At 71.8% G+C, this 22,231-nt stretch carries 12 protein-coding genes; 7 read left to right on the top strand and 5 right to left on the bottom strand.

Going from position 1 to position 22,231, the window contains the following annotated elements:
- Nucleotides 1-229: 229 nt before the first annotated feature.
- Nucleotides 230-595, top strand: coding sequence for a hypothetical protein (locus AC07GB_RS28340; RefSeq protein ID WP_478850273.1), 366 nt, complete (start codon nucleotides 230-232; stop codon nucleotides 593-595).
- A gap of 98 nt (nucleotides 596-693) precedes the next feature.
- Here the strand turns inward: AC07GB_RS28340 and AC07GB_RS28335 are convergent, their stop codons facing one another.
- From AC07GB_RS28335 to AC07GB_RS28320, 4 genes are all read right to left on the bottom strand, one after another.
- On the bottom strand, nucleotides 694-2,772 hold the full coding sequence (locus tag AC07GB_RS28335) for a M6 family metalloprotease domain-containing protein (protein ID WP_478850271.1): 2,079 nt from the start codon (nucleotides 2,770-2,772) through the stop codon (nucleotides 694-696).
- A 250-nt stretch (nucleotides 2,773-3,022) separates the two neighbouring features.
- Nucleotides 3,023-4,786, bottom strand: coding sequence for a sigma-70 family RNA polymerase sigma factor (locus tag AC07GB_RS28330; RefSeq protein ID WP_478850269.1), 1,764 nt, complete (start codon nucleotides 4,784-4,786; stop codon nucleotides 3,023-3,025).
- A gap of 166 nt (nucleotides 4,787-4,952) precedes the next feature.
- A complete protein-coding gene (locus tag AC07GB_RS28325; protein WP_478850267.1) occupies nucleotides 4,953-6,479 on the bottom strand; it encodes an amino acid permease in 1,527 nt (508 codons plus the stop codon).
- Nucleotides 6,480-6,544: 65 nt separating this feature from the next.
- Nucleotides 6,545-7,468, bottom strand: coding sequence for a hypothetical protein (locus AC07GB_RS28320; protein WP_478850265.1), 924 nt, complete (start codon nucleotides 7,466-7,468; stop codon nucleotides 6,545-6,547).
- 862 nt (nucleotides 7,469-8,330) lie between these two features.
- On the opposite strand from AC07GB_RS28320, the gene AC07GB_RS28315 reads away from it, so the two are divergent.
- The 4 genes from AC07GB_RS28315 (at nucleotide 8,331) to AC07GB_RS28300 (ending at nucleotide 13,108) form a co-directional block, all read left to right on the top strand.
- Complete coding sequence (locus tag AC07GB_RS28315) at nucleotides 8,331-9,221, top strand: winged helix-turn-helix transcriptional regulator (RefSeq protein ID WP_478850263.1); 891 nt, start codon at nucleotides 8,331-8,333, stop codon at nucleotides 9,219-9,221.
- A 429-nt stretch (nucleotides 9,222-9,650) separates the two neighbouring features.
- Nucleotides 9,651-11,036, top strand: coding sequence for a S41 family peptidase (locus AC07GB_RS28310; RefSeq protein WP_478850261.1), 1,386 nt, complete (start codon nucleotides 9,651-9,653; stop codon nucleotides 11,034-11,036).
- A gap of 152 nt (nucleotides 11,037-11,188) precedes the next feature.
- Entirely contained in the window at nucleotides 11,189-12,652 is a 1,464-nt protein-coding gene (locus AC07GB_RS28305) for a cellulase family glycosylhydrolase (RefSeq protein ID WP_478850259.1), read from the top strand.
- 117 nt (nucleotides 12,653-12,769) lie between these two features.
- On the top strand, nucleotides 12,770-13,108 hold the full coding sequence (locus AC07GB_RS28300; protein WP_478850257.1) for a hypothetical protein: 339 nt from the start codon (nucleotides 12,770-12,772) through the stop codon (nucleotides 13,106-13,108).
- A gap of 74 nt (nucleotides 13,109-13,182) precedes the next feature.
- Here the strand turns inward: AC07GB_RS28300 and AC07GB_RS28295 are convergent, their stop codons facing one another.
- Nucleotides 13,183-13,908 carry an SIR2 family NAD-dependent protein deacylase gene (locus AC07GB_RS28295; RefSeq protein WP_478850255.1) on the bottom strand — a complete coding sequence of 242 codons (726 nt, stop codon included), beginning with the start codon at nucleotides 13,906-13,908 and terminating at the stop codon, nucleotides 13,183-13,185.
- Nucleotides 13,909-14,392: 484 nt separating this feature from the next.
- On the opposite strand from AC07GB_RS28295, the gene AC07GB_RS28290 reads away from it, so the two are divergent.
- Nucleotides 14,393-18,088 carry a hypothetical protein gene (locus tag AC07GB_RS28290; RefSeq protein ID WP_478850253.1) on the top strand — a complete coding sequence of 1,232 codons (3,696 nt, stop codon included), beginning with the start codon at nucleotides 14,393-14,395 and terminating at the stop codon, nucleotides 18,086-18,088.
- Nucleotides 18,089-18,090: 2 nt separating this feature from the next.
- The gene (locus AC07GB_RS28285; protein ID WP_478850251.1) at nucleotides 18,091-22,212 is read left to right on the top strand and encodes a hypothetical protein; all 4,122 of its coding nucleotides are present in this window, start codon (nucleotides 18,091-18,093) and stop codon (nucleotides 22,210-22,212) included.
- Nucleotides 22,213-22,231: the final 19 nt, after the last annotated feature.

Below are 22,231 nucleotides of genomic sequence, written 5' to 3'. Positions count from 1 at the left end.
GGGCACCGTAGGAGCGTGTGGTGTACCTGTCAACGCGGGCGACCGGCCGTTCTGGCGTGGTTCCGGCGAGGCGCTCCGCGGCCCGGGCGAGGCGTGCGCCGGCGGCCCGGCGGGGCACCCACCGGGCCGCGCGCATATGGACGATCTTGTTCCGCCCCATGGGTCCGTCGCGTTCTTTATGATCACCGCGGGCCTCCAGGGGAGAGGCCGCCACTTTGGGAGGGGAATCATGTCCGGAGTCTCCAGACGGTCGGTCCTCGGCTACTCGGGTTCGGCCGCCGCGGGCGCGGTGCTCGCCTCGGCCGGTACGGCCCAGGCGGAGGACGGCAAGGCGGCGAAGTCCGCCGAGTCCGCCGAGAGGACGCAGGCGGCGGCGGTCGCGTTCACGCCCGGCACGGAGTTCAGCGGCCGGGTCCAGCACGGCACCGGCTACGCCGAGCTGAACATCACCTTCAAGGTCAAGACCGAGGAGACGCCCGCGCAGTACGACATCTCGCCCGAGGAGATCGCCGAAGCCCTCAACGAGGTCGCGGCGAAGCGCGGCTGGCCCCGCATCACCTTCTACGGCACGCCGCCGAAGGCCCCGCTGAACTGACGCCACGCGAGCGGCCCCCGCACCGGAAGCGGATCCGGTGCGGGGGCCGCCGCGCGTCGGCCGGGCCCGCCCCACGGCGGTGCCCTCAGGGAATAGCCCTAGTGGTGACCGCTCTTCCGCACCTTGCAGACGGCCTTCGCGGACTTGCCCGGATCGCTCTCCGAGCGGGCGGTGAGCACGACCCGGCCGTGCCGCTCGGCGCCGCGCCGCGCGCTCACGGCGACGTCGACCTCGACGGACTGGCCGGACCGCGCGGTGGCGAGGCGGTTGGGCAGCCAGGCGGACCAGCCCTTGCCGGACGCCTCGGCGGACAGGCGGTAGACGTCGGAGCGCAGATAGCGGTCCACGTTCTCCGGGTGCCCGGGACGCGACGGAAGGCCGCGCCCGGTGTTGGCCAGGTCGAAGGAGCACACGGCCCGGCGCTCCGCGCTGCCCTTGGCGCGCCCCCGGTCAAGGGCCACGCCCCGGCGCTGCGGGCCCGCGCCGTCGAGCGACTTGACGGCGATCGTGTACGACAGGACGCCGCTCGGGGTGCGCTCCAGGTCGAGGACGTAGAAGTGCAGCCGGTTGGCCTCGTCGATGTACTCGTACTCGCTGCCGGAGTCGGCGCCGGCATGCAGCAGAGCATCGCTGAGCTGCCGGTAGTCACCCATGGTGATCTTCTGCGGGGTGCCGTCGGGGCGCTTGAAGTCCACCATGTCGATGTCTTCGGGGTGCGCGTCGACCACCCACGCGAACGGGGCCCGGTCCTGGTTCTTCGTCTTGGACAGGAGCACGCCGTTGTCCGGCGTGAAGGAGTCCATGCCCATGCGGTCGACGACCTCGACGGTGTAGTTCTCGTAACCCCCGCCGTCGCACAGGGGGTTGGTGGCCGGATCGCAGGCGGGCGCCAGGTCACGGTTCATCGTGATGTTGACGCCGCTGAGCCCCTTCGCCCCCGGCGGCGCGGAGCGCGCCGTCACGCGGGCCACGACGGTGCCGGAGCCCTTGAGCGCGTCGCGGTCCAGGCGCAGCACGTTCTTCTCGTCGACGATGCCGAGCTTGAGCTTGTCGCGCAGGATGTGCTGGGAGCCCATCGAGCCGCCGTTGGTGGCCGGTATCTGCCAGCGCGTGTGCGGGCCTCCCGGCCCGTTGAAGGAGCCGCGCGAGAGCATGCTCCAGATGCCCGTGTAGGCGCGGCGCAGCGGCTTGCCGTACGGGTTGTTGTAGTTGTCGCCGATCCCCAGGATGTGGCTCAGCTCGTGCGCGTACACGCCCATCCCGGAACTCTCGGCCTGGGTGGACGAACCGGACGTCGCGTTGGGCCAGATGCGGGCCGCCGCCGCCCAGGACGTCCACGGCACGTAGCGGGTGCTCGCGGAGTTGCCGCCGGAGGCGATGGGCGCGGGCGGGCCCCACTTCGCCGGCACGCCCTGCGGCGAGGCGAACTTCATCTGCCCGAACTCCTGCCACACGGACGACTCGTCCTGCCCGGCGGTCAGGAAGAAGACGAAGTCGTACTTCGCGGTCTCGCCGCCGCCCACGTCGGCGGTCCAGGCGGCCTTGCCGTCGGCGCGGATGTCCTTGCCGCAGCTGCTGCCGCGCGGACAGGCGCCCGGGTTCATCTGCGGCTCGATGCCGTACTGGAAGGACTTGTACGGCATGCGGTACACGCCGAAGGCGGTCAGGTCGACGCCGATGCGGCCGCCGGAGTCCTCCATCCAGTACTCGTTGATGGTGTGACCGCGGTTGAGCGCGCCGGGCTTGTTGAGGAAGTCGCGGTAGAAAGCGGGCAGTTGGGCGCGCGGGACGTTGGCCGCGCTCGGCTGGGGGTTGCCGAAGAGGCTGGATCCGGCCGGTTTGCTGACCGTGAACTCCTCGTCGGGGTAGTCCAGGAGGACCAGGGCGCCCTTGAAGGTGCGCTTGGTGGGCTTGAGATCGGGGTCGGCCCAGTCGGTGCCGGGAACGGACCGGTGGTCGGCCCACGTCATGTCGTCGGGGTTCTGCCAGCGTTGGGGGTCGATGGGCTGGACGAGCGGAGGGCGGCCGGCCGGCTCGGGGGTCGCCCGGGCGGGGCCGACGGCGAGGGCAAAGGCGCTGAGCCCCAGGAGCGCCGCGAGGAGACCGAGGCGGCGGACCGGGAGGCGGCGCGCTCTGGCGCCGCGCGTACTTCTACGACGTGTGCGACGGAGGAACAAGGCTCACCTCTTGCCTGGTGGGTGTGGACAAGAACATGACAAGCCGTGCAGCGGTACCCTCCGTCGGGCACCTTTGAGGTGTCAACAGACTTTTGGGACGGATTTGCCCGGTGGGGCGGTGAGGGCAGGGGCGGTGGGGCGATGGACGCCCGCGACGGGCGCCCGCGATGGACGCCCGCGATGGACGCCCGCGACGGGCGCCCGCGACGGGCGCCCTTGGGGTCGGCCCACCGCCCCCCGGCTCGGTCCGTCAGCCCCGCGCCCCGAAGGCCTGCGTCCACCACGGGCCGCCCTCGCCCTCCTCGATCCCCACGCCCAGCTCCTTGAAGGAGCAGTTGAGGATGTTGGCGCGGTGGCCCTCGCTGTTCATCCAGGAACTCATCACGGAGGCGGCGGTGCGCTGGCCCCGCGCGATGTTCTCGCCGTACGTACTCCACTGGTAGCCCGCGGCCGTGATGCGCTGCCCCGGGTCGGTGCCGTCGGGCGATGTGTGGTCGAAGTAGTCGCGCGCCCGCATGTCGGCCGAGTGGCGCTGCGCGGCGGTGGCCAGCTCGCTGTTGCTGGTGAGCGCGCCGCACCCTTCCTTGGCGCGCTCGGCGTTGACCAGGCTGAGGACCTGCTGGGCCTTCGACCCGGAGGGCGCGGGCTTCTCGGCCGTGGGGCGGGGCGTGGCGGTCCTGGAGGGGGTGGGCCGCGGCTTCGCAGGCTTCTTCCTGCTGGCGCGCGAGGGGCTCACGGACGGCGAGGGCTTCTTGGACTTCTCGGCGCCCTTGTCCTTCTCACCCTTCTCGCTCTTGCCGTCCTTCTTGTCCTTCTTGCCCTTCGACGGTGAGGCGGAGGGGGACGGCGACCGGCTCGGCCCGCCCGGGGCCGTCGGCTTCGCGGTGGACCCGTCCGACTCCAGCGCCACCGCCGAGCCCTTGTCCGCCGGGTCGGAGGAGCCGTCGGCGAGCTGCATGACACCGGCCAGCACGGCGATGGCGGCGACCCCGGCCCCGGCGCCGACCGCCTGGCGCCGTCGGCGCACGCTGCGGCGCCCCTCCCGGAGCCGCGCGCGGGAGCCCGGGGCGCCCGCCGTGGAGAGGGGCGTCACGTCGGCGGCGCCACCACCGTCCCCGGAAGGCGACGGTTCGTACGGATACATCGCTTGCGTGCCGGTGTCACCGGTTCCGGGGTACGCGGTGGGCGACAGGGTGTCGGCGCCCGCCTCGGAGAAGTGCCCGGCCCCCATGGCCAGCAGCGGCGGCACGAGGGCGAGCCCGGCGAGCAGCCCCTCCGCGGGCGTGAGCCGCGCGCCGAGGCCCCCGCAGGCCGCGCAGTCACGGGTGTGCCGCACCAGGCGCTTGCGCCACAGCGCGGACGGCCTGCCGTCCCAGGGCGCCGTCACCTGGGTGAGCGCGGGGCAGCGCGGCTCGGCGGCGAGCGCGCGTACGACCACGCGCGCGGTCTCCAGCTGGGCCTTCATGCGCTGCACCCGTACGGCGGTGTGCTCCGGGGTCAGCTCCAGGGCCGCGGCGACCTCGCCGCGGGACAACTCGCCGGCGGCCTCCAGCCACCACAGCGAGAGCAGCTCCCGGTAGTCGTCGTCCATCCAGCGCGTGGCCCGCGCGACCTCCTTGCGCTCCCCGGACAGGCCGAGCCTGAGGATCGTCACGTCCGTGAAGTCCCCGCCCGGGTCCGGCACGTCGTACGCGTCCTGGAGGCCGCTGTCGACGGGCGCGGGCCGCTGGTGGCGGCGGGTCTCGTTCATGGCGATGGCGACGAGCCAGGACCGGAACGAGGCCGGATCGCGCAGGCCGGGGAGCCCTCTGAGCATCCGCACCATGACGTCCTGCACCAGGTCGTCCACGTCCGCGTGCCCGCCGATGGCGCGGCCGACGATGTTGTACACGAGCGGCAGAAAGGCGGCGACCAGCTCGTCCTGGGCCCGCGCGTCCCCGGCTCGGCCCGCGACGACGAGAGCGGTGAGCCCGGCGCCGTCCCCCTGCTGCGGCTCCCACTGATCGTGCTGCACGACACATCTCCTGTCCTGATCGCTGCGTGGTGCTGAATACGCCCACTGCATCGGAGATCCTGCGGGGCGCGGGGGGATAACAGAAACCGCGCAGATCACTTTGAGACCTGAGTCACGTCGAGCGGGGCGGCCGGTGGGGACGTGCCGAGGGGCGGCCGAGGTGCCGCTACCGGTGCGCGACGCTCTGTTCCGGGACACCTTCGCGGTACGTGGCGTTGCGCGGGTGGTCGGGGTTGAGGAACCACTTGCGGGCCGAGGCGAGCCACCAGATGCCGCAGAAGGCGACGACGACCCCGACCGCGAGGGGGGCGTAGTTGAAGGTCTTGGCGGTGACTGGTGAGCTTTGCGGCAGCATGAAGAGCACGGTGATCACCACCACCCAGACGACGGCGATGGTGCCGACGATGGTGGACCAGGAGCCGAGGTGCCAGGGGCCGCGTTCGAAGCGCTCCCCTTGCCGCAGGCGCAGGAAGGTGGGGATGACGTAGGCGATGTACAGGCCGATGGTGGCGATCGAGGTCACGGCCGCGTAGGCGGTGGTGTTCCACAGGTAGGGCAGGCCCAGGCAGAAGGCGCCGCCGGTGGCGAGCCAGACGGCGTGGGTGGGGGTGCGGGTGGTGGGGTTGAGCCGGTGCCACACCCGGGAGAAGGGCAGGGCGCCGTCGCGGGAGAAGGCGTAGATCATGCGGGAGTTGGCGGTCACCGAGGCCATGCCGCAGAACAGCTGCGCGACGATGATCACCACGAGGAGCCACTTGCCTGCCGCCGCGCCGAGGGCGTCCATGAGGATCTGCGCCGGGGGCACGTCGGTGCTCGATCCCAGGGCTCCGGAATACGACTGGATGGCGTAGGTGAAGCCGAAGAGCAGGACGAACCCGGCCGCCAGGGAGACGAGGATCGAGCGGACGATGCCCTTGGGTCCCGCGGTGGCGGCGTCGATGGTCTCCTCGGTCATGTGGGCGGAGGCGTCGTAGCCGGTGAAGGTGTACTGGGCCATCAGCAGGCCGATGGCCACCACGTACAGGCTGGAGGTGAAGCCGGTGTTGTTGACGAACTCGCCGAAGACGAAGCGGGCCGACTGGTGGTGGTCGGGGACGAGCACCAGGGCGCCGCAGATGACCAGGACGCCCAGGATGTGCCACCAGATGGACACCTCGTTGAGGAAGGCGACGATGCGCACGCCGAAGGTGTTCAGGACGCCGTGCAGCGCCAGGATGGCGCCGAACAGGGTGATGGTGTGGCCCGGCGTGGCTTCGTAGCCGAATTGCAGGTCGAGCAGGGCGTTGAGGAAGGTGGCGGCGCCGAAGTCGATGCCCGCGGTGACCGCGATCTGGCCCAGGGTGTTGAACCAGCCGGTGAACCACGCCCAGGCGGCCGCCGAGCGTCTGGGGGCCATGCGGTGGGCCCAGAAGTACAGGCCCGCGCTGGTCGGGTACGACGAGCACACCTCCGCCATCGACAGGCCGACGAAGAGCGTCATCAGGCCGACGAACAGCCAGCCCCACATCATGACCGCGGGGCCGCCGGTGTTCATGCCGTAGCCGTAGAGCGTCATGCAGCCGGACAGGATGGAGATGATGGTGAAGCTGACACCGAAGTTGGCGCGGCCCGACATGGAGCGCGACAGCGTCTGCCGGTAGCCGAGCTGCTTGAGGCGTTCCTCGTCCGAAACGCGGGAGACATCGAGAGGCACGGGCTCTTCGTCCTTCCTTTGTACGAGGCGTATGGGGGCCAGGCGTGAGGGCGCTGCCGCTCAGCTCATCCGCGGCGGCGCCGGGAGGGGGTGCAGGCCCAGGAGCGGTGCCGCAGGAACAGTTCTCGGGCGCGGCCGCAGTAGGACCACGGGAGCCGGGTGGCGTAGGGGCCGATCGCGTCGAAGACCTCCGAGGCCTCGGTGTGACGGTTGGCGAACGACAGGGCGTGGGCCAGGTAGTTGGCGTCGTCGGCGAAGCAGGCGTGCGGGCGGGGAGCGCGGTAGCGCCACCAGCGCTCCAGCGCCAGGTCGATCTGCGGGCACTCGACCCAGGGGTGGATCATCAGCCCGTAAGCGTTCTGGTTCTCCTCCTGGCGGCGGCGGTGGGTCTCGGCGATGACCACGAGAGGGAGAACGGCAAGGGGCAGGCCTCTGGGCGCGATGGCCGCTTGTTCCTCGGCCCACCACATGGCTTCGCCGGGCCGGCCGTGGTGGGAGGAGAACAGATAGGTGAGGACCTCGTGGTGGGCTTCGCGGTTCCACGGGTCGCGCTCCTTGATCTCCGACCACACCTCCCCGAGCGCGCCGCGGTCGGGAGCGTGCGTCCGCAGGAGCGCGAGCATGACGACCAAAGGCGCCACGTCCTGTGGCCACACGTCGAGCGAGGCCCGGCACGTGGCCCAGGCCTGTTCCATCTGGGCCTGGCCCGCCTCGCGGCCGGCGATCATCGCGCGCAGGGCCTGCACGTTCGCGAGCAGGGCGAGGGCGTGGGCCGAGTGGGGCTCGGCCTCGGCCCAGGTGTCGGCGAACCTGAGGCGCGCCCCGGCCTCGGCCAGGACCTGGAGGCGGAAGATCCGCCGGTCCCAGTCGGCCCCGGTGGCGGTGAGCATGTCCCGTGGCCCTTCCCAGCGGCCCATCGAGGCATCCTCGAGCACGTGGCGCAGCACCTCGTCGTCCCGGGCCGGGTGCGTGTCGAGCGTGTTCACCATGGGCGCTCCTCCTGCACGGCAAGAGGAGCCCCTGCTCCGGAGTGCGCGGCCTCGGCGCTGGGGGAGTCGGACGCGATGGCGGCCGAGCCCCCGGAGCAGGGAGCTGGGAGGTGAGGGAAAGCGAATACTCCTTCGGGGTACTCCGACCGTGAGGGGCACATGCGGACCAACATCAAAGTAGGTACGGCCGTTCTCTTCGGTCGCCCGTGCCGACCGGGATGGACGGCCGGCCTGGCGGCAAGCGGACGCGTAGCAGTCAGCAGTTCCCAAGCAGAGGAAGTCATGAACTCCCTACGGGTATCGAGGGCCAGTCGGTTGAATTCCGGTATGAAGGGGGCGGCCGGGTGCGAGGTAACCGGAAAGTGCGGCGGAGCGGACATTTCCCGGAGTGCGAAGTGCGCGCGGTCGATTCATCGGTGATTTCAGGCATGGTGATTCCGCACCAGCTCCCTCCCGCTCGTCCCGGACGCACCCGGTCGGCCGGTCGGTCCTTCTCGGGCCGGTGCCGGCCGGCCCTTACGGGGACGGTGCGCGGGCGGGCAGTCGATGAGCCTCGGCGGTAGCGTGCGCTGCTTCCTGCTTCAACTTCCGTGCCGTCGGGGAGCGCTGGATCTTGCCTTCGGATCTTTCCTTCCCGACGTAGGGCGATGCCGAGGCCGACGCCCGCCATCTCCGCACCCGCCAAGTGCTACACCGTCGGAGCGTTCTAACTTCAAAGCCAGTGCCGGAAGTTCGATGACTTCAAGCCAGCCGTCATGGCGTCGGGCCCGGGCGCTGCCGGGAATTCTCGTCGCACTCCTATGATTTCCCTGATCGACGTAGCAGGATGCGCGGGCGGATACGGCTCAAGGGGGGTAGATCATTGCTGAACGACGAGCTTCGCCACCTGCGCGGAATCGGGATGACTGTCGAGCTGATACGAAACAAGTGGACGTACGTCGTGCTCGTCGCCCTGCTGGAGGGAGCGAAGAGCCCGGCGGAGCTGCTGGCGCACATAAACAGGGGGAATGCGCGCAATGCGGACTTGCTGAGTGAATGGGTGCTCCATGAGAAAACCCTGCTGGTCACGTTGCGGCGGATGGAGGATGAGGGGCTGGTCGCGCGCTGCCCTGCCGGGCCGCAGGGGAAAAGCGCGGTGCGCGGGCTGACGGCCATGTCGCGGGACCTGACGGAATCGCTCCGCCAGCCGGCCGCGTGGGCGGCGCGCCACTCCGGCCTTCTCCTGACGAACCCGCCAGTACGCCATGGAGTGAGCGAAGAGATGCCGTCGCCCGGGCGCCGCCTGACGTTCGAGGGCGGCAGGCGCATGCCGACCCAGGAGTGTTGGCGCAATCTTGGTGTCGTGCTCACGATGCTCCGATTGCGCTGGAGCTTCGCGGTCATCGCGAATCTGCGCAACGGCCCGTTGCGTCCCACGGGTCTCGCTGTGGCGATCAACGAAGACGTCGACCGCAACCGGCATATCACCGGTCGCCGGCACGTGTCGGACAAGGTCCTCTGGGGCACTCTGCGGCGACTGTCCGCCGACGGCGTGGTCGTCCACGAAGGGAGGGGGCGGGAGTTCGCGTCCGCCGCACGCTGTTCGCTGACCGGCGCGGGACACGACCTGCTCGCGGCCCTCACCCCTGTGGGCAGGTGGGCGGTGCGTCATGAGGGCGCACTCGTCGACGCCCTGCGCGCCCGCCTTCAGGGCTCCGAGGCTCTGTCGCCCGAGCGGCAGCTGTTCGACGCCTCGTCAGGTTCGGTGCGGTGACGCGCCTGTTGGCCCTGGTCGCCCTTTCGGGGAAGTGACTCATGGGCGAGGGCGCGGAGTCCGGCGGGGGTTAGGCGGAGGCCCCCTCCCCACTGGTGGCTCCGGCGGTCCCGCCCCCCAGGCCGGAGCTGGACGCCTGGCAGCCGTGGCCGTGGCCTCGTTGGGCTGCCCGTGGCGTGACAGTGCCCGTGCTGGCGCGTCGCGGTCGGCCGCGCCGGGTGGGCTCGCGCTCGCTGGAGGCGATGCGCCGTGCCGAGCCCCGGCGGCCGGCTCGCGCGTCGGCCCACGTAGATCGTCGGGGGTTGTCCCCACCCTCGCCCCACCGGACAGCCGGATGGCCGCGCCGTGTCGCGTACGGCACCGTGATGTCGACACGGAGCGACGCGTCACCGGCTCCCCCCGACCTCCCACCCACCGGAAGGCCCCCTCGTGCGCATCACCACCGCCACCGCCGTCGTCCTGGCCCTCGCCGCGGGAACCGCGCCGAGCGTCGTCGCGAAGGAGCGGCCCGCCACCGAGCAGGAGCGGCCGACCGTCGACGGCTACTGGCGCATGGACGGCTACGGCACCGTCATCGCGCTGCGGAACGGAACCCTCCAGGAGTACCAGACGACCTCCGTGAGCTGCCTCAAGGGCGACTCGGCCCGGCGCACGGGCGACGGGCGCTACACGGCGGCGGACGGCAGCGTCCTCACCGTCCGCACCGGGCCGGGCCGGGACCACGCCTCCCTGAGCTTCGACACCTCCGTGGGCCACCGCGGCCTGCGTCGCGTCCCGTCCCTGCCGGACGCCTGCACCCGCCCGGCCCCCAAGGGCCCCCGAGCCGCCTTCGACGTGTTCTGGCAGTCGTTCGCGGAGAACTACCCGTTCTTCGCCGCCAAGGGCGTCGACTGGGACGCCGTACGCGACCGGTACCGGCCCCAGGTGCACCAGGACACCACCAGGAAGGAACTCTTCTCGATCTTCAGCAAGATGGTGAAGCCGCTCCACGACGCCCACGTCGCGGTCATGGACGGCGACCACGTCTACGCCGAGGTCCGCCCGGGCACCGTCATGCCCTCGAAGGAACTGGACGCGAAGGTCAAGAAGTTCATCGAGAAGCGCGACCTGAAGCACGCCACGTACCGGAAGGACTTCGCCAACGGCCGGATCACCTACGCCGACCTGCCGGGCGGCCAGGGCTATCTGAGGATCTCCGGCTTCGCCGGGTACGCCTCCGACGGCGCGCCCTTCGCCGCGCACCGGGCCGAACTCGACCGGGCACTCGACACCGTCCTCACCAAGGACCGCACCCAGCGCCTGAAGGGCCTCCTCATCGACCTGCGCGTCAACGGCGGCGGCTCCGACGCCCTCGGCATCCGCATCGCCCAGCGCCTCACCGACACCCCCTACGTCGCGTACGCGAAGCGGGCCCGCAACGACCCGGCCGACCCGGGCAAGCACACCCGCCCCGAGCCCATCCGCGTCCGCCCGGCCCCCGCTCCCCGCTACACCGGCCCGATCGCCCTGCTGACCGGCGGCTCGACGGTGAGCGCGGGGGAGACCTTCACGCAGGCCCTGATGGACCGCCCCGGCAGGACCGTGCGCGTGGGCCGGCCCACCCAGGGCGTCTTCTCCGACGTCCTGGCGCGCAACCTCCCCGGCGGCATGGCCGTCTGGCTGCCGAACGAGGAGTTCCTCACCCGCACGGGCCGCACCTTCGACGGCACCGGCATCCCGCCGCACCTGGCCGAACCCGTCTTCACCAAGGAGGAGTTCGCCAAGAACCGCGACTCGGCCTTCGACCGGGCCGTGCGCGCCCTGGCCACGCGGTGAGCGGAGGAAACTCCCACCAGAGCCGCGCGGTGAGCGGCAGTAACTCCAACCAGACTCTTACGCAGATGTCTTGATGGGCCGTCAGTCAGCCGGTTGGATAGCGCGGACCCTTCGACACCGAGGGCGTTCCCGTCAACCACCGGAGGTCCGCCATGACCCCGCGCCGCGCGCGCCGCCCCGTCCTGGCCGCGCTCCTCGCCGTCGCCCTCCTGGGCGGGGTGCTGACCCCCACCGCCCAGGCCCGCCCCGTGGCCGCGCGGACCGACGACGGCATCCCCCGCCTCACCGACCGCCAGGGCCGCACCCTCACGCTGCGCGGATGGAACGTCGAGGACAAGACCCACCACGGCTCCGAGGCCCTCAGCGCGATCACGGAACGCCACTTCAGGGACCTGCGCGCCCGCGGCTTCAACGTCGCCCGCCTCCTCGTCTTCTGGGATGACCTGGAATCGCGGCGCGGCCACTACAGCAACGGCTACCTCCGCAAGATCCAGCGCGTCCTCGGCTGGGCGCACAAGCACCGGATCCAGGTCGTGCTCGACGCCCACCAGGACGTGTTCGGACCCGCCTTCGGCCACCGCGGGATCCCCCGCTGGGCGACACGGACCGACGGGCTGCCCTTCACCCCGCACCCCGACGACTGGTTCGCCGAGTACTTCGAGCCCGCCGTCCAGCGCGCCTTCACCCACCTCTACGAGGACGCGGACCTGCGGACGGCCCAGGCCCGCATGTGGCGTCTCCTCGCCGACCGCTTCGGCGGCCACCCGGCGCTGCTCGGCTACGACCTCATCAACGAGCCGATGGGCGAACCGCGCCCCGGCGAGAACCTCGCCACCGCAGCCCGCCGCATCGAGGCGACCCAGCTCACGCCCCTGTACAACCGCCTCGCGGACGCGATCCGCACCCAGGACCGCACGGCCTGGCTGTTCGTCGAACCGACCCCGATCGTCGGTGAAGGTGTCCCCACCGGCCTCGGCCGTATCGACGACGAGCGGGTCGTGTACGCGCCGCACTTCTACAACACGGCGATGGAGGCCGGCGCCGACTACGACCCCTCGGCGGGCTGGATCGAGGCCTACGAGCGGGCCGTCACCGCCTACCCCCGCGAACACTCCCTGCCGGTGGTGGTGGGGGAGTGGGGCCCCCTCAACAGTGGCCTTCCGCACATGCGCCGCTTCTACGACGACGCCCTCGCCTCACTGAACCGCTACTCCTCCGGCTGGGCGGGCTACGTGTGGTGCTACGGCGGCGGCTACTGCGCGCTCGACCGCGACGGCCGCTTCCGCACGAACAAGGAGCGCACCGCCACGCCGTACGCTCCCGCGGTCGCGGGGGACGTACGCGAGGACGTCCACGACCCGGGCACCGGCATCTACCGCCTCGCCTACCGCGCCGCGCGCCACCCCGGCACCACCGAGCTTTCGCTGCCGCCGAGCCCCACCGGATGGCGGATCCAGGTCTCCGGCCGAGGGGCACACGCCAGCGTGGACGGAGTGCCCGCGGGCCGGGCCGGCCGGGTGAAGGTGTGGGCGGCCCGCAACGCGGCGGTCGACGTACGGGTCACCCCCGGACCGGGGCGCCGCACGCACGAGTCACCCCTGCGGAAAGGGGATTGACGGGGGCGCTCAGGGCGCGGGCCAGGGGCGTGCGGACCGGCTGCCCGCTCCTGCTTCCCGGTCGTCTGGGAGTGTGTCCCCTGGGTGCCTCCACCCCCGTCCGGAACCGTGGCACCCATGACCACCATACGCATGACCTCGGCGCGCACAGGCCGCGTGGCCCTCGCTGCCGCAGCCGCCCTCGCCGTCTTCACCGCCCTGCCCACCAGCAGCGCCTACGCCGCCAACGGCACCCTCTACTACTACTCGCCCGAGTCCGGCGACCTGGAGATCAACGACCCGGACGACGGCGAGTGCTACCTCCTCCTGCAAGGCGCGGAAGGTGTCGAGAACCAGACCGACACCGTCGCCACCGTGTACTACGACCAGGGCTGCGAAGAGCCCGCGGACAGCTTGGGCCCCGGGGAGGCCCGCGGCTACTTCGAGCCCCTCCCGCACAGCGTGATGTTCGGCTGACAGCCACCCTCCCAGGACGGCGGGGCCGCCCCTCCTTGGCCCCGCCGTCCCCCCCTCACGCGCGAGGAGCCGCCTTAAGCGGCGAGCCCCCGCAGCAGCTCCGGCAGCGCCGTCCCGATCGGCTCGCGCACCAGCTCCGCGGCCCGGTCGTCGTACGGAGTCGGCTCGGCGTTCACGATGACGAGCCGCGCTCCGAAGTCCGCGGCGAGGCCCGCGAGCCCCGCCGCGGGCTGCACCTGAAGACTCGTGCCCACCGCGATGAACACCTCGCAGGCCTTCGTGACCGCCACCGCTTCGCCCAGCACCTCAGGATCGAGGCGCTCGCCGAACATCACCGTCGCCGACTTGAGGACACCGCCGCACGCCGTGCACGCCGGATCCGGATCGCCCGCCTCGACACGGGCGAGCGCCTCCTCCATCGGCCCGCGCGCACCGCAGCCGGTACACACCACCGACCGCGCCGAGCCGTGCAGTTCGAGCACCTTGCGATCCGGCATCCCGGCCAGCTGGTGCAGCCCGTCCACGTTCTGCGTGATCACGCGCACGGGGACACCGGACCGCTCGAGGTCGACCACCGCGTGGTGCGCCGCGTTGGGCCGGGCCCGCAGCGTGCGGTTCTCCCGCCGCATCTGCCACGACCTGCGCCGGATCTCCGGATCGCCCATGTAGTACTCGTACGTCACGAGCTTCTCGGCCTCGGGGTCGCGCCGCCACAGGCCGTTCGGCCCGCGGTAGTCGGGGATGCCGGAGTCCGTGGAGATGCCGGCTCCGCTGAGAAGGGCGACGAGAGGCTTGCTCATGCCACCGAGCGTAGGGCGCCCCCGCGCGGCACGGCGAACGGAATTCGCCGGGCGTCCCGCACCGCGCCCGCGCACGCGCCCGGAACCCCGCGCGCGGCCGCTCCCGGCCCGGCCCCGGGCCGCCCCCGGCTCATCCGATGGGGTGAGCTGCGTGTATCGATCCTCGCGCGCCGCCGCCGTGCGGGGATCCTGAGGCGGAAGCGGCGTGCGGGCAGGAGCTGGCATGAAGGCCGAAATTGACAGCGACGACCGGCTCCGCCGTGCGATAGAACCAGGGGTCACACATCCCAGGGCGCATCTCACCTCGCTTCCGTGGCGGTTCTGCCACGCCTCGCTCCGTCGACGGCGCGAGCACGCCGCCCCCTCCCACGACACGCCAGGGCGTCCGGCCGCGACACCGACGTCCTGACACGCCTCCCGCCACCACTCCCGCGACACACCATGCCGCCCTACGGGGTCCTCGGACCCGGCAATGGGGGAACCCATGTCCGTGCCACCGCCCGCGCAGCCCTACCGTCTGCTGCGCGCCACCGACCTGCTCGACCTCCACTTCCGCTTCCTCGGCCTACGCCTGGAGAAGCCCCTGCTCGAACCCCGCCGCCTGGTCCGCCAGAAGCCGGACAAGCCGGGCTACCTCGTTGTCACCTTCGGCCCCCAGCACGTCGTCGAGCAGGCGTTCTTCGAGATCTCCCCCGGCATCCCGGAGACCGCCGAGGCCGCCCCGGCGGGGAGCGAGCCGCGCAAGCCGCCGCCCGTGGCCTCCCGCATCGGCGGCCGCAGCGTGCTGGTGTTCGAGGTGGGAGCCCAGGCCGCCGTCACCTACACCGACACGGGCCTGCTCGAAGCCATGCGGCTGCTCCCGCTGCGCGTCGTCGACGCCGCCCGCGAACCGGCCGCCGCAGCAGGCCTCCACCGCCACTCCGTGGCCGACGCGCCCGACAATGTCTTCCGCGCCCTGCGCCTGGCCCGCACGGTGGCCGAGCTGGCCGCGCGGCACGGCACCGACGCACCCGTCGACGCCGGACTGCTCGCCGCCCCGGCCACGGAGCCGGCCGCCGGAGCCCGGCCGGAGAACCCGCTCGCGAACCCGGACGACCCGAAGACCGGCATCGAACTGCCCTACCGGCTCCTGCTGTCGCCACCCCAGGGCGCCACCTGGTCCCACAGCACCGAACTCGCCGGCCCCCCAGGCCGCGTCGAACTGTGGCACACCCGCCTGCCCGCCACCGGCGCCCGCGCCGTCTGGACACGTGACCCCGGCTTCGACCCCGCCGACCCGCACCCCCTCGACCCCGTCGGCAACGACTTCACCATGCCGATGACCCCCGAGGACCGGTCGTCCGTGGTGCACCTGACCTCCAACACCCAGCTTCCGGGCGGCTTCCGGCCGACGCCGCTCACCGGCGACAACCTCATGCTGTCCAGCGTGGGAGGCTGGCTCGACTCCCTCGGCCGCTGGGACCGGCCGCCCGCCGGGTTCAACGTCACCCAGTGGCGCCACCGCGCCTCCCTCGGCCGCGATCACTACGTACGCGTCATGTACCGGGGAAGGCTCTTCCCCTTCGGGCACCTCGCGGACCTCGTCAAGGTCACCGAGCGCAAGTTCGACCACGAGCGGCCCGACCACGCCGCCTACCTCCACCAGCGGTTCTTCATCATGGTGCGCGAGCCGGTCCGCCGCTACGGCGCCCCTGAGGACACCGACGAACTCAAACGGCTGCGCCGCCGCTTCCCGTTCACCAGCGTCCGCCTGCTCACCCTCGTCACCCCCGACCTGCACCAGCCCGTGCAGATCCTGGACGTGACCGCCGACCCCCGACAACCCAACCGGAAGTTCGCTTTCTTCCCGGAGACCGACGAGGCGTCGCCCTTCCCGTTCCAGGTGAGCATGACCGACCTCGACGGCCGCCTCGTCGAATTCCGTACGCCCATGGCCTTCGTCGGCCAGAGCGTGTACGGGAGCCGGACCGACGTGGAGAGACTGGTCACGCTCTACACCCCGGACGCGACCGCGCCGGGCCCCACGGCGCCCGACCCGGCCCACGACGCCGTCAGACGCGCCCTCGCCGACGTACGCGGCCAAGCCGTCGCCTACGCGCCGAGCGACAAGCCCGACGACACGACGCTCTCCACCGGACAGCTCATCTGGGGCGCCGTGACCACGCCGGGCCCGGTCGCCGCCGACGAGCCCCTCTTCCTGCCGGTCGTGCGCTGGGCGCGAGCCGTCGTGCCCGCCCTCAGCCGCTTCGGCACCGGCTCCGGCGGCGACCAGCCCCAGTCGGTGTTCCACCCCGACCCCTACGTGCGCGACGCCTTCACCGACGCCAACAGGGGCCAGCTGTTCATCGAACTCGTCGAGCCCTTCCGCCTGAGCTTCAGCGGGGGAGGACAGAGCACCGGGGCTCTCGCCCAGCCGAACTTCACCGTCGCGGGCCTCTCCCGGAAGACCGGCCCGGTCGCCGCCGCCTCCACGACCCCGCTCGGGCCCACGGCCGACCCGGCCGACAAGTGGGCCAACCTCCTCCAGGGCCGGTTCAACCCGCTCGACTACTTCAAGGAGATCGCCGGCGCCAAGCTGTTCGGGTTGTTCCCGCTGTCGGAGATCCTCAAGGAAGCCGGCCTCGACAAACTCAAGGCGCCGAACTTCCTCACGGCGACCGTCAACGCCGTCACCGGATTCCTCAACGACCTGCGCGGTCTGCGCGACACGCTGGCCGCCGTCCAGGAACAGTTCCCGCAGACCGCCGACCGTGTCGTCCGCGTCGTCGACACCGCGACGCGCTTCGTCGAGGTGCTCCTCGCCTACATCACGAGCAACCTGGAGCACCACCCCGCCCCCACGCGCATCGAAGAGGTCGACGCGGCCTTCCGCGCCTTCGCCGACGCCCTCCGGGACCTGCGCGTCAACCTGCCCGCCACGGTCGAGACCGGAGTGCGGCAGCTGCTCACCCGCATCGCCGAAGCGACCGCCACCTACGAGACCGGAGCGGGCCAGGTCATCGCGCTGCGGGACGCCATCAAGGCGGCCGCGCTCGGCGCCAGGCTGCCGGACGTCGTCAACTCCCGCATCCAGTGGCAGCCGGACCTCAGGGCGTGGACACCGGGCGTGACGGAGATCCCGCAGCACGAGAAGGACGCCGTCTTCTGGCCCGTGGGCAAGCTGACCCTCGTCGCGGACCTGCGCGGCTCCCTGCGCCCCGACGTGCCCCAGGCCGCCGACGTCACCTGCACGCTGGACGACTTCAGGCTGCGCATGGTCCCCGAGTTCCCCGCGATCGCCCTGGACTTCGAGCGCATCCGCTTCACCATGCGCGCGGGGAAGAAGCCCGACGTCGAGGTCAAGTTCCGCGGCGTCAACTTCATCGGACACCTGGACTTCATCCAGACCCTGCGCAACCTCATCCCGCTCGACGGCTTCAGCGACCCGCCCGCCCTCACCGTCGACAGCTCCGGCATCCGCGCCACCTACTCGATGCAGCTGCCCAACGCGGCCGTCGGCGTCTTCAGCCTGGAGAACCTCTCCCTGAACGCGATGCTCTCCGTGCCGTTCATCGGCGACACCCCCCTCCAGGCAGGCTTCTCCTTCTGCCGCCGCGAAGCGCCGTTCCGCCTCACCGTGTCGATGCTCGGCGGGGGCGGCTACTTCGGGATCGTCCTGAACCCCAAGGAAATCGCCGTCCTGGACGCCGCCATCGAATTCGGCGCCGCGGTGTCCATGAACTTCGGCGTGGCCAGCGGCAGCCTGTCCGTGATGGCGGGCGTCTACTTCCGGCTCGAACTCAAGCCGGTCAAACCCGACCCCCAGAGGCCGACGCACGAGGAGATCCGCCCCGACATCAAACTCGTCGGCTACCTCCGCGCCCGCGGCGAGGTCGACGTCCTCGGCATCGTCTCCGCCTCCATCGAGCTGTACCTCGAACTCGGCTACGAAGGCGGCTACGCCGTCGGCCGCGCCCGCCTCACCATCAGCATCGAGATCGGCTTCTTCGAGCGGTCGGTGACGATCCGCTGCGAGAGGAAGTTCGCCGGCGGCGGCAAGCTCACCGGGTTCGCGGGCGCCGCCCCGGCGCTGACGCCGCCGTCGTTCGCCGACCTCATGTCGCCGTACACCGACCCGGTCACGGGCGCCCGCGTCGACCCCGTCCTCGACTACTGCACGGCCTTCGCGGAGGTGAACTGACCATGGTGGACACCATCCGATGGACCGTCCTTCCCGACGGCGTCATCGAGGGCGACACCGTACGCGTGTCCGTCCTCGTCACCCCGGACCTGACCGGCATCACCCGGCTCGGCCAGTCCGACGCGTTCATCAGGTGGCCCGAGCGGCTGAACACCCTGCTGCCCGGGCTGCGGTTCGAGTTCGACCAGCCCGGCGGCACCCTCGTCACGGAGCACGAGCCCACCGGCCGCTACCCCGCCGCCGACCTCGACGTATGGAAGGCCCTGTTCAACGACACCACCCCGGTCCGCCCGCCGCCGCAGTCGGCCGCGCTCGCCGCCGATGCGCCGCGCACGCTGCGCTCCTTCCCCGGCAAGATGGTGCACGACGAGATCACCAGCGTGTACCAGGCCGTCGCGGTGACCACGACGCGCAGCCGCCTCGGCGGCGAATGGGCCCGCCAGGAGAGCCTCCTGTGCGAGGAGCCCCCCACGGACCACCGCGGCTGGGAGATGCCCGCCCTCTACCTGATGCCCGACATCATCTCCGAGCAGGTCCTCGGCATCGGCAGGGAGCTGTCCCTCGGCTACGCGGCGGTGCAGCGGGCACTCACCCCGCACAGCGACGACCCACGGGACGCCGACGACCTCACCCCCCGCTTCATGGACCGTACGACCGAGGTGTACAACCAGTCCGCGCACCAGCACATGCTGCCCCTGGCCGAGGCCGCCCTGTTCTACGACCGGCTCAAGCCGTCCGCCGAAGCCCTCGCCGAGGAAACGGAGGAGGAAGAGCACCGCGTCGACTTCCACGAGGCGTGCGGCCTGCTCGGCGACTACCCGGAGCTGCAACGCAGGTTCGGCCTCGTCATCGACCGGCGGTTCACGCTGCCCGCGGGCGTGCCCGACGGCGCCCGCGTCCGGGTGCGCTTCGCCGACGAGGACCCCGGCATCCCCGGACGTCCCTGGACGACCATCCGGCTCGTCCGGGGCAGCGTCTTCGAAGCGGGCACCACCCACCAGGGCCTCATCACCGGCAGGATGCTGAACCTCGGCGCCCCCGACACCTGGCACCTGACCGAACTGGACGTGGACGGGGCGGCCCTGAAGCACCTCGACTACGCCCGCACCATCGCCGCCCTGCACCGCCGCGACGTACCGGCGAGCCCCGGCTCCGTCGCCCACCAGGTCGCGGGCACCGCCACCCCGGCCGCACGCGGCGGCGGCATCACCCTCATGCACACCGACCGCGACCGCCATCTGGCCGGGCAGATCGGCACCGACCTCAAGCGGCGCACCAGCGGCGAAGCGGGCGACCTGACCGCCGAGAACCTGGTACGCGGCTACCGCGTGGACATCGGCACCATCGACCCGGCCACCGGCGCCGTCCGCCAGTGGCAGTCCCTGCTGCGCCGCCGCGGCCGCTACACGATCCGCTGGCCCGGACAGCGGCCCCTCACCCTCCAGGTCCGCCCGGACGAGGGCCTGGTGCGCGCCAGCGCCGTGACGGCCGTGTCCGCCGGGGCGCGGGAGCTGTACGGCCACCAGGCCGTCTTCGGCTGGCACGGCTGGAGCCTCGCTGCGCCCCGCCCGGGCCGCACCATCGGGCTGGACAACGAGCCGGAGGCACCCGCCCCGCCCGTGTCACCGGACGTGCCCCTGGAGACCCGGTTCACGGCGGAGCCCGGCTCGCTGCCCGCCCTGCGCTACGGCCGCACGTACCGCATGCGTGCCCGCGTCGTCGACCTCGCGGGCAACAGCGTCGACCACACGGCGAGCACACCCGACGCCGTCCAGTCCGACGCGATCACCTACGGCCGCTGGGAGCCCGTCCCGCAGCCCGTGGTGGTGCCGCTCCTGCCGTTCAACGAAGGCGAGTCCACCGAGCGCCTGGTCATCCGCAGCACCGTCACCGACGATGGCCGCCACGTCCCGCCCGACGAGTACGTCCTGTGGCGCTCCGACGTCCCCGACCACAAGGCGCGCTCCGACGTCGACGGCCTCGATCGCCAGTACAAGCCCATCGCCGAACGGCACGTGGCACCCCCGAAGACCGCCTTGCAGATGGCCGAGGAACACGGCGTGTTCGACGACGCCTTCGGCGCCGCCAAGCCCGACCGGGTGCGCGAGGAGTACTTCGCCGCCGCCTCCCGCGAGTCCGGGTCCTTCCTGGACACCGTCGTACGCGACCCGCAGTGGCCGCACCTCGCACGCGACCTGCTGCTTGAGGGCTCCATCCACGTCGCCAAGCACGACGTGCACGACCCGCTGCCCGTCACCCCGCTGCCGCTCGCACGCCGCGGCGCAGGCCTCGAACAGGGCGAGTTCATCGTGCACGACACCCACCAGCTGCTGCTTCCCTACCTCCCGGACGTCCTCGCCGAGGGCGTCATGCTGCGCGGCCTGCCCGGCGACCGGGAGAACCGCAAGATCCCCTTCCCCGGCCCCTGGCCCCAGGCCCGCCCCTTCAAGATCCGCATCCGGGAAGGCAGCGGCGAACCGCACTGGGACGGCCTCATCGAGCGCGTCCTGGAGGTGTACCTGCACAAGGGCGAGATCGCCACGGTCCGCCTGAGCTGCTACCTGGACCCGGAGAAACTCCCCCTGCTGCGCCAGTGGGGGCTGCTCACCGAGTCCTCCTTCTGGCAGGACCTGCGCGAGCGCGACCGGACGTTCCTCACCCGGGCCACCGCCGACGGCGAGAACTGGATGCTCACGCCGTGGACCGAGATCACCCTGGTGCACGCCGTGGAGAAGCCCGTCGAGCCACCGCGCCTCGCCGAACTCGCCGCCTCCCGCACGGCCGAACAGACCGCGTCCGACATCACCCTCCAGGTCACCAGCCACGCCGAGAGCACCGGACACGTCGAGGTGGACGCCCGCTGGAGCGAATGGCTCGACGACGTCACCCAGGACGCACCCACCCGCGTCGACGGGCGCAAGCTCCTCCAGGACATCACCCTCGACTACACCGACTACACGGAACGGGTCACCCGCACCCACGAGTTCGGCGACACCCGGCACCGCAACGTCCGCTACACGCCGACCGCCGTCACCCGCTTCCGCGAGTACTTCCACCCCACCATCACCGACGACCGCGCCAACGTCACCCGCCTCGGCCCGACCGCGCCGCCCCTGCCGGTGCCCAGCTCCCGCAGGCCCGAGCCGCCCGCCGTCGCCTACGCCGTGCCGACCCTGCGCCACGACCGCAGCGTCGACCAGGAGCGGGCCGCGGTCACCCAGCGCCGCCGCCCCGCGGGCCTGCGCGTCTATCTGAACCGCCCCTGGTACTCCTCCGGCGACGACGAGATGCTCGCCGTCGTCCTCGACACGGGCACCGCCCTGCCCGACACCCTCGCCACCCGTTGGGGCGTCGACCCCGTCTGGGCCGACACCACCGTCCTGCCGCGCCCGCAGGCCACGCACTTCCCGAACGCGGAGAAGCGCCCGACCGGTCTGCGCCTGCCCGGCTCACCCGACACGGCCCCGGTCCTGGTCGACGCCGCGGCCTTCACCCCGTCGTACGACGAGGGACGCAAGCTCTGGTACGTCGACATCGACGTGGACTTCGGCGGCAGCGCGGCCACCACCTACTTCCCGTACCTGCGTCTCGCCCTCGCCCGCTACCAGCCGTACGCGATCGACCCGCTGCACCTGTCGAAGGTGGAACGGGCGGAGTTCGCCCAGCTCCTGCCACCGCGCACGCTCACCGGGCGACGCGAGGGCAGCCTGCTCACCCTCACCCACACCGGCCCGGCCACGTACAACGAACTCGGCGAGATCAGCGGCACGGGCACCACCGCGGCGGCTGCGTGCCGCCGGGTCACCCTCACCCTCCAGAGCCGGGCGAGCCTGGGGAAGGACGACATGGACTGGAAGCAGCTGGGCACCCCGGTGGACCTGGCCTGCCGCGCCGACGGCACGGGCTTCGCCTGGTCCGGCGGCATCACGGCCCCCACCGGCCAACCCCTCACCCTGTACCGGCTGCTCGTCGAGGAGCACGAGCTGTACCGCACCGACAAGGACACGGCGACCGACACCGTCACCGTCAACGGCACGCCGGTGCCGGCCGCCCGGCGCCTGGTGCACGCCGACTACTTCGAGCTGACCGTCGGCCTTGTGGGCCGGATCGACTTCAAGCTGTAGGACACCGGCCGCCGCGAGA

Source organism: Streptomyces sp. NPDC045778 (assembly GCF_056431945.1).
This window is presented reverse-complemented; position numbering and strand designations above follow the sequence as displayed.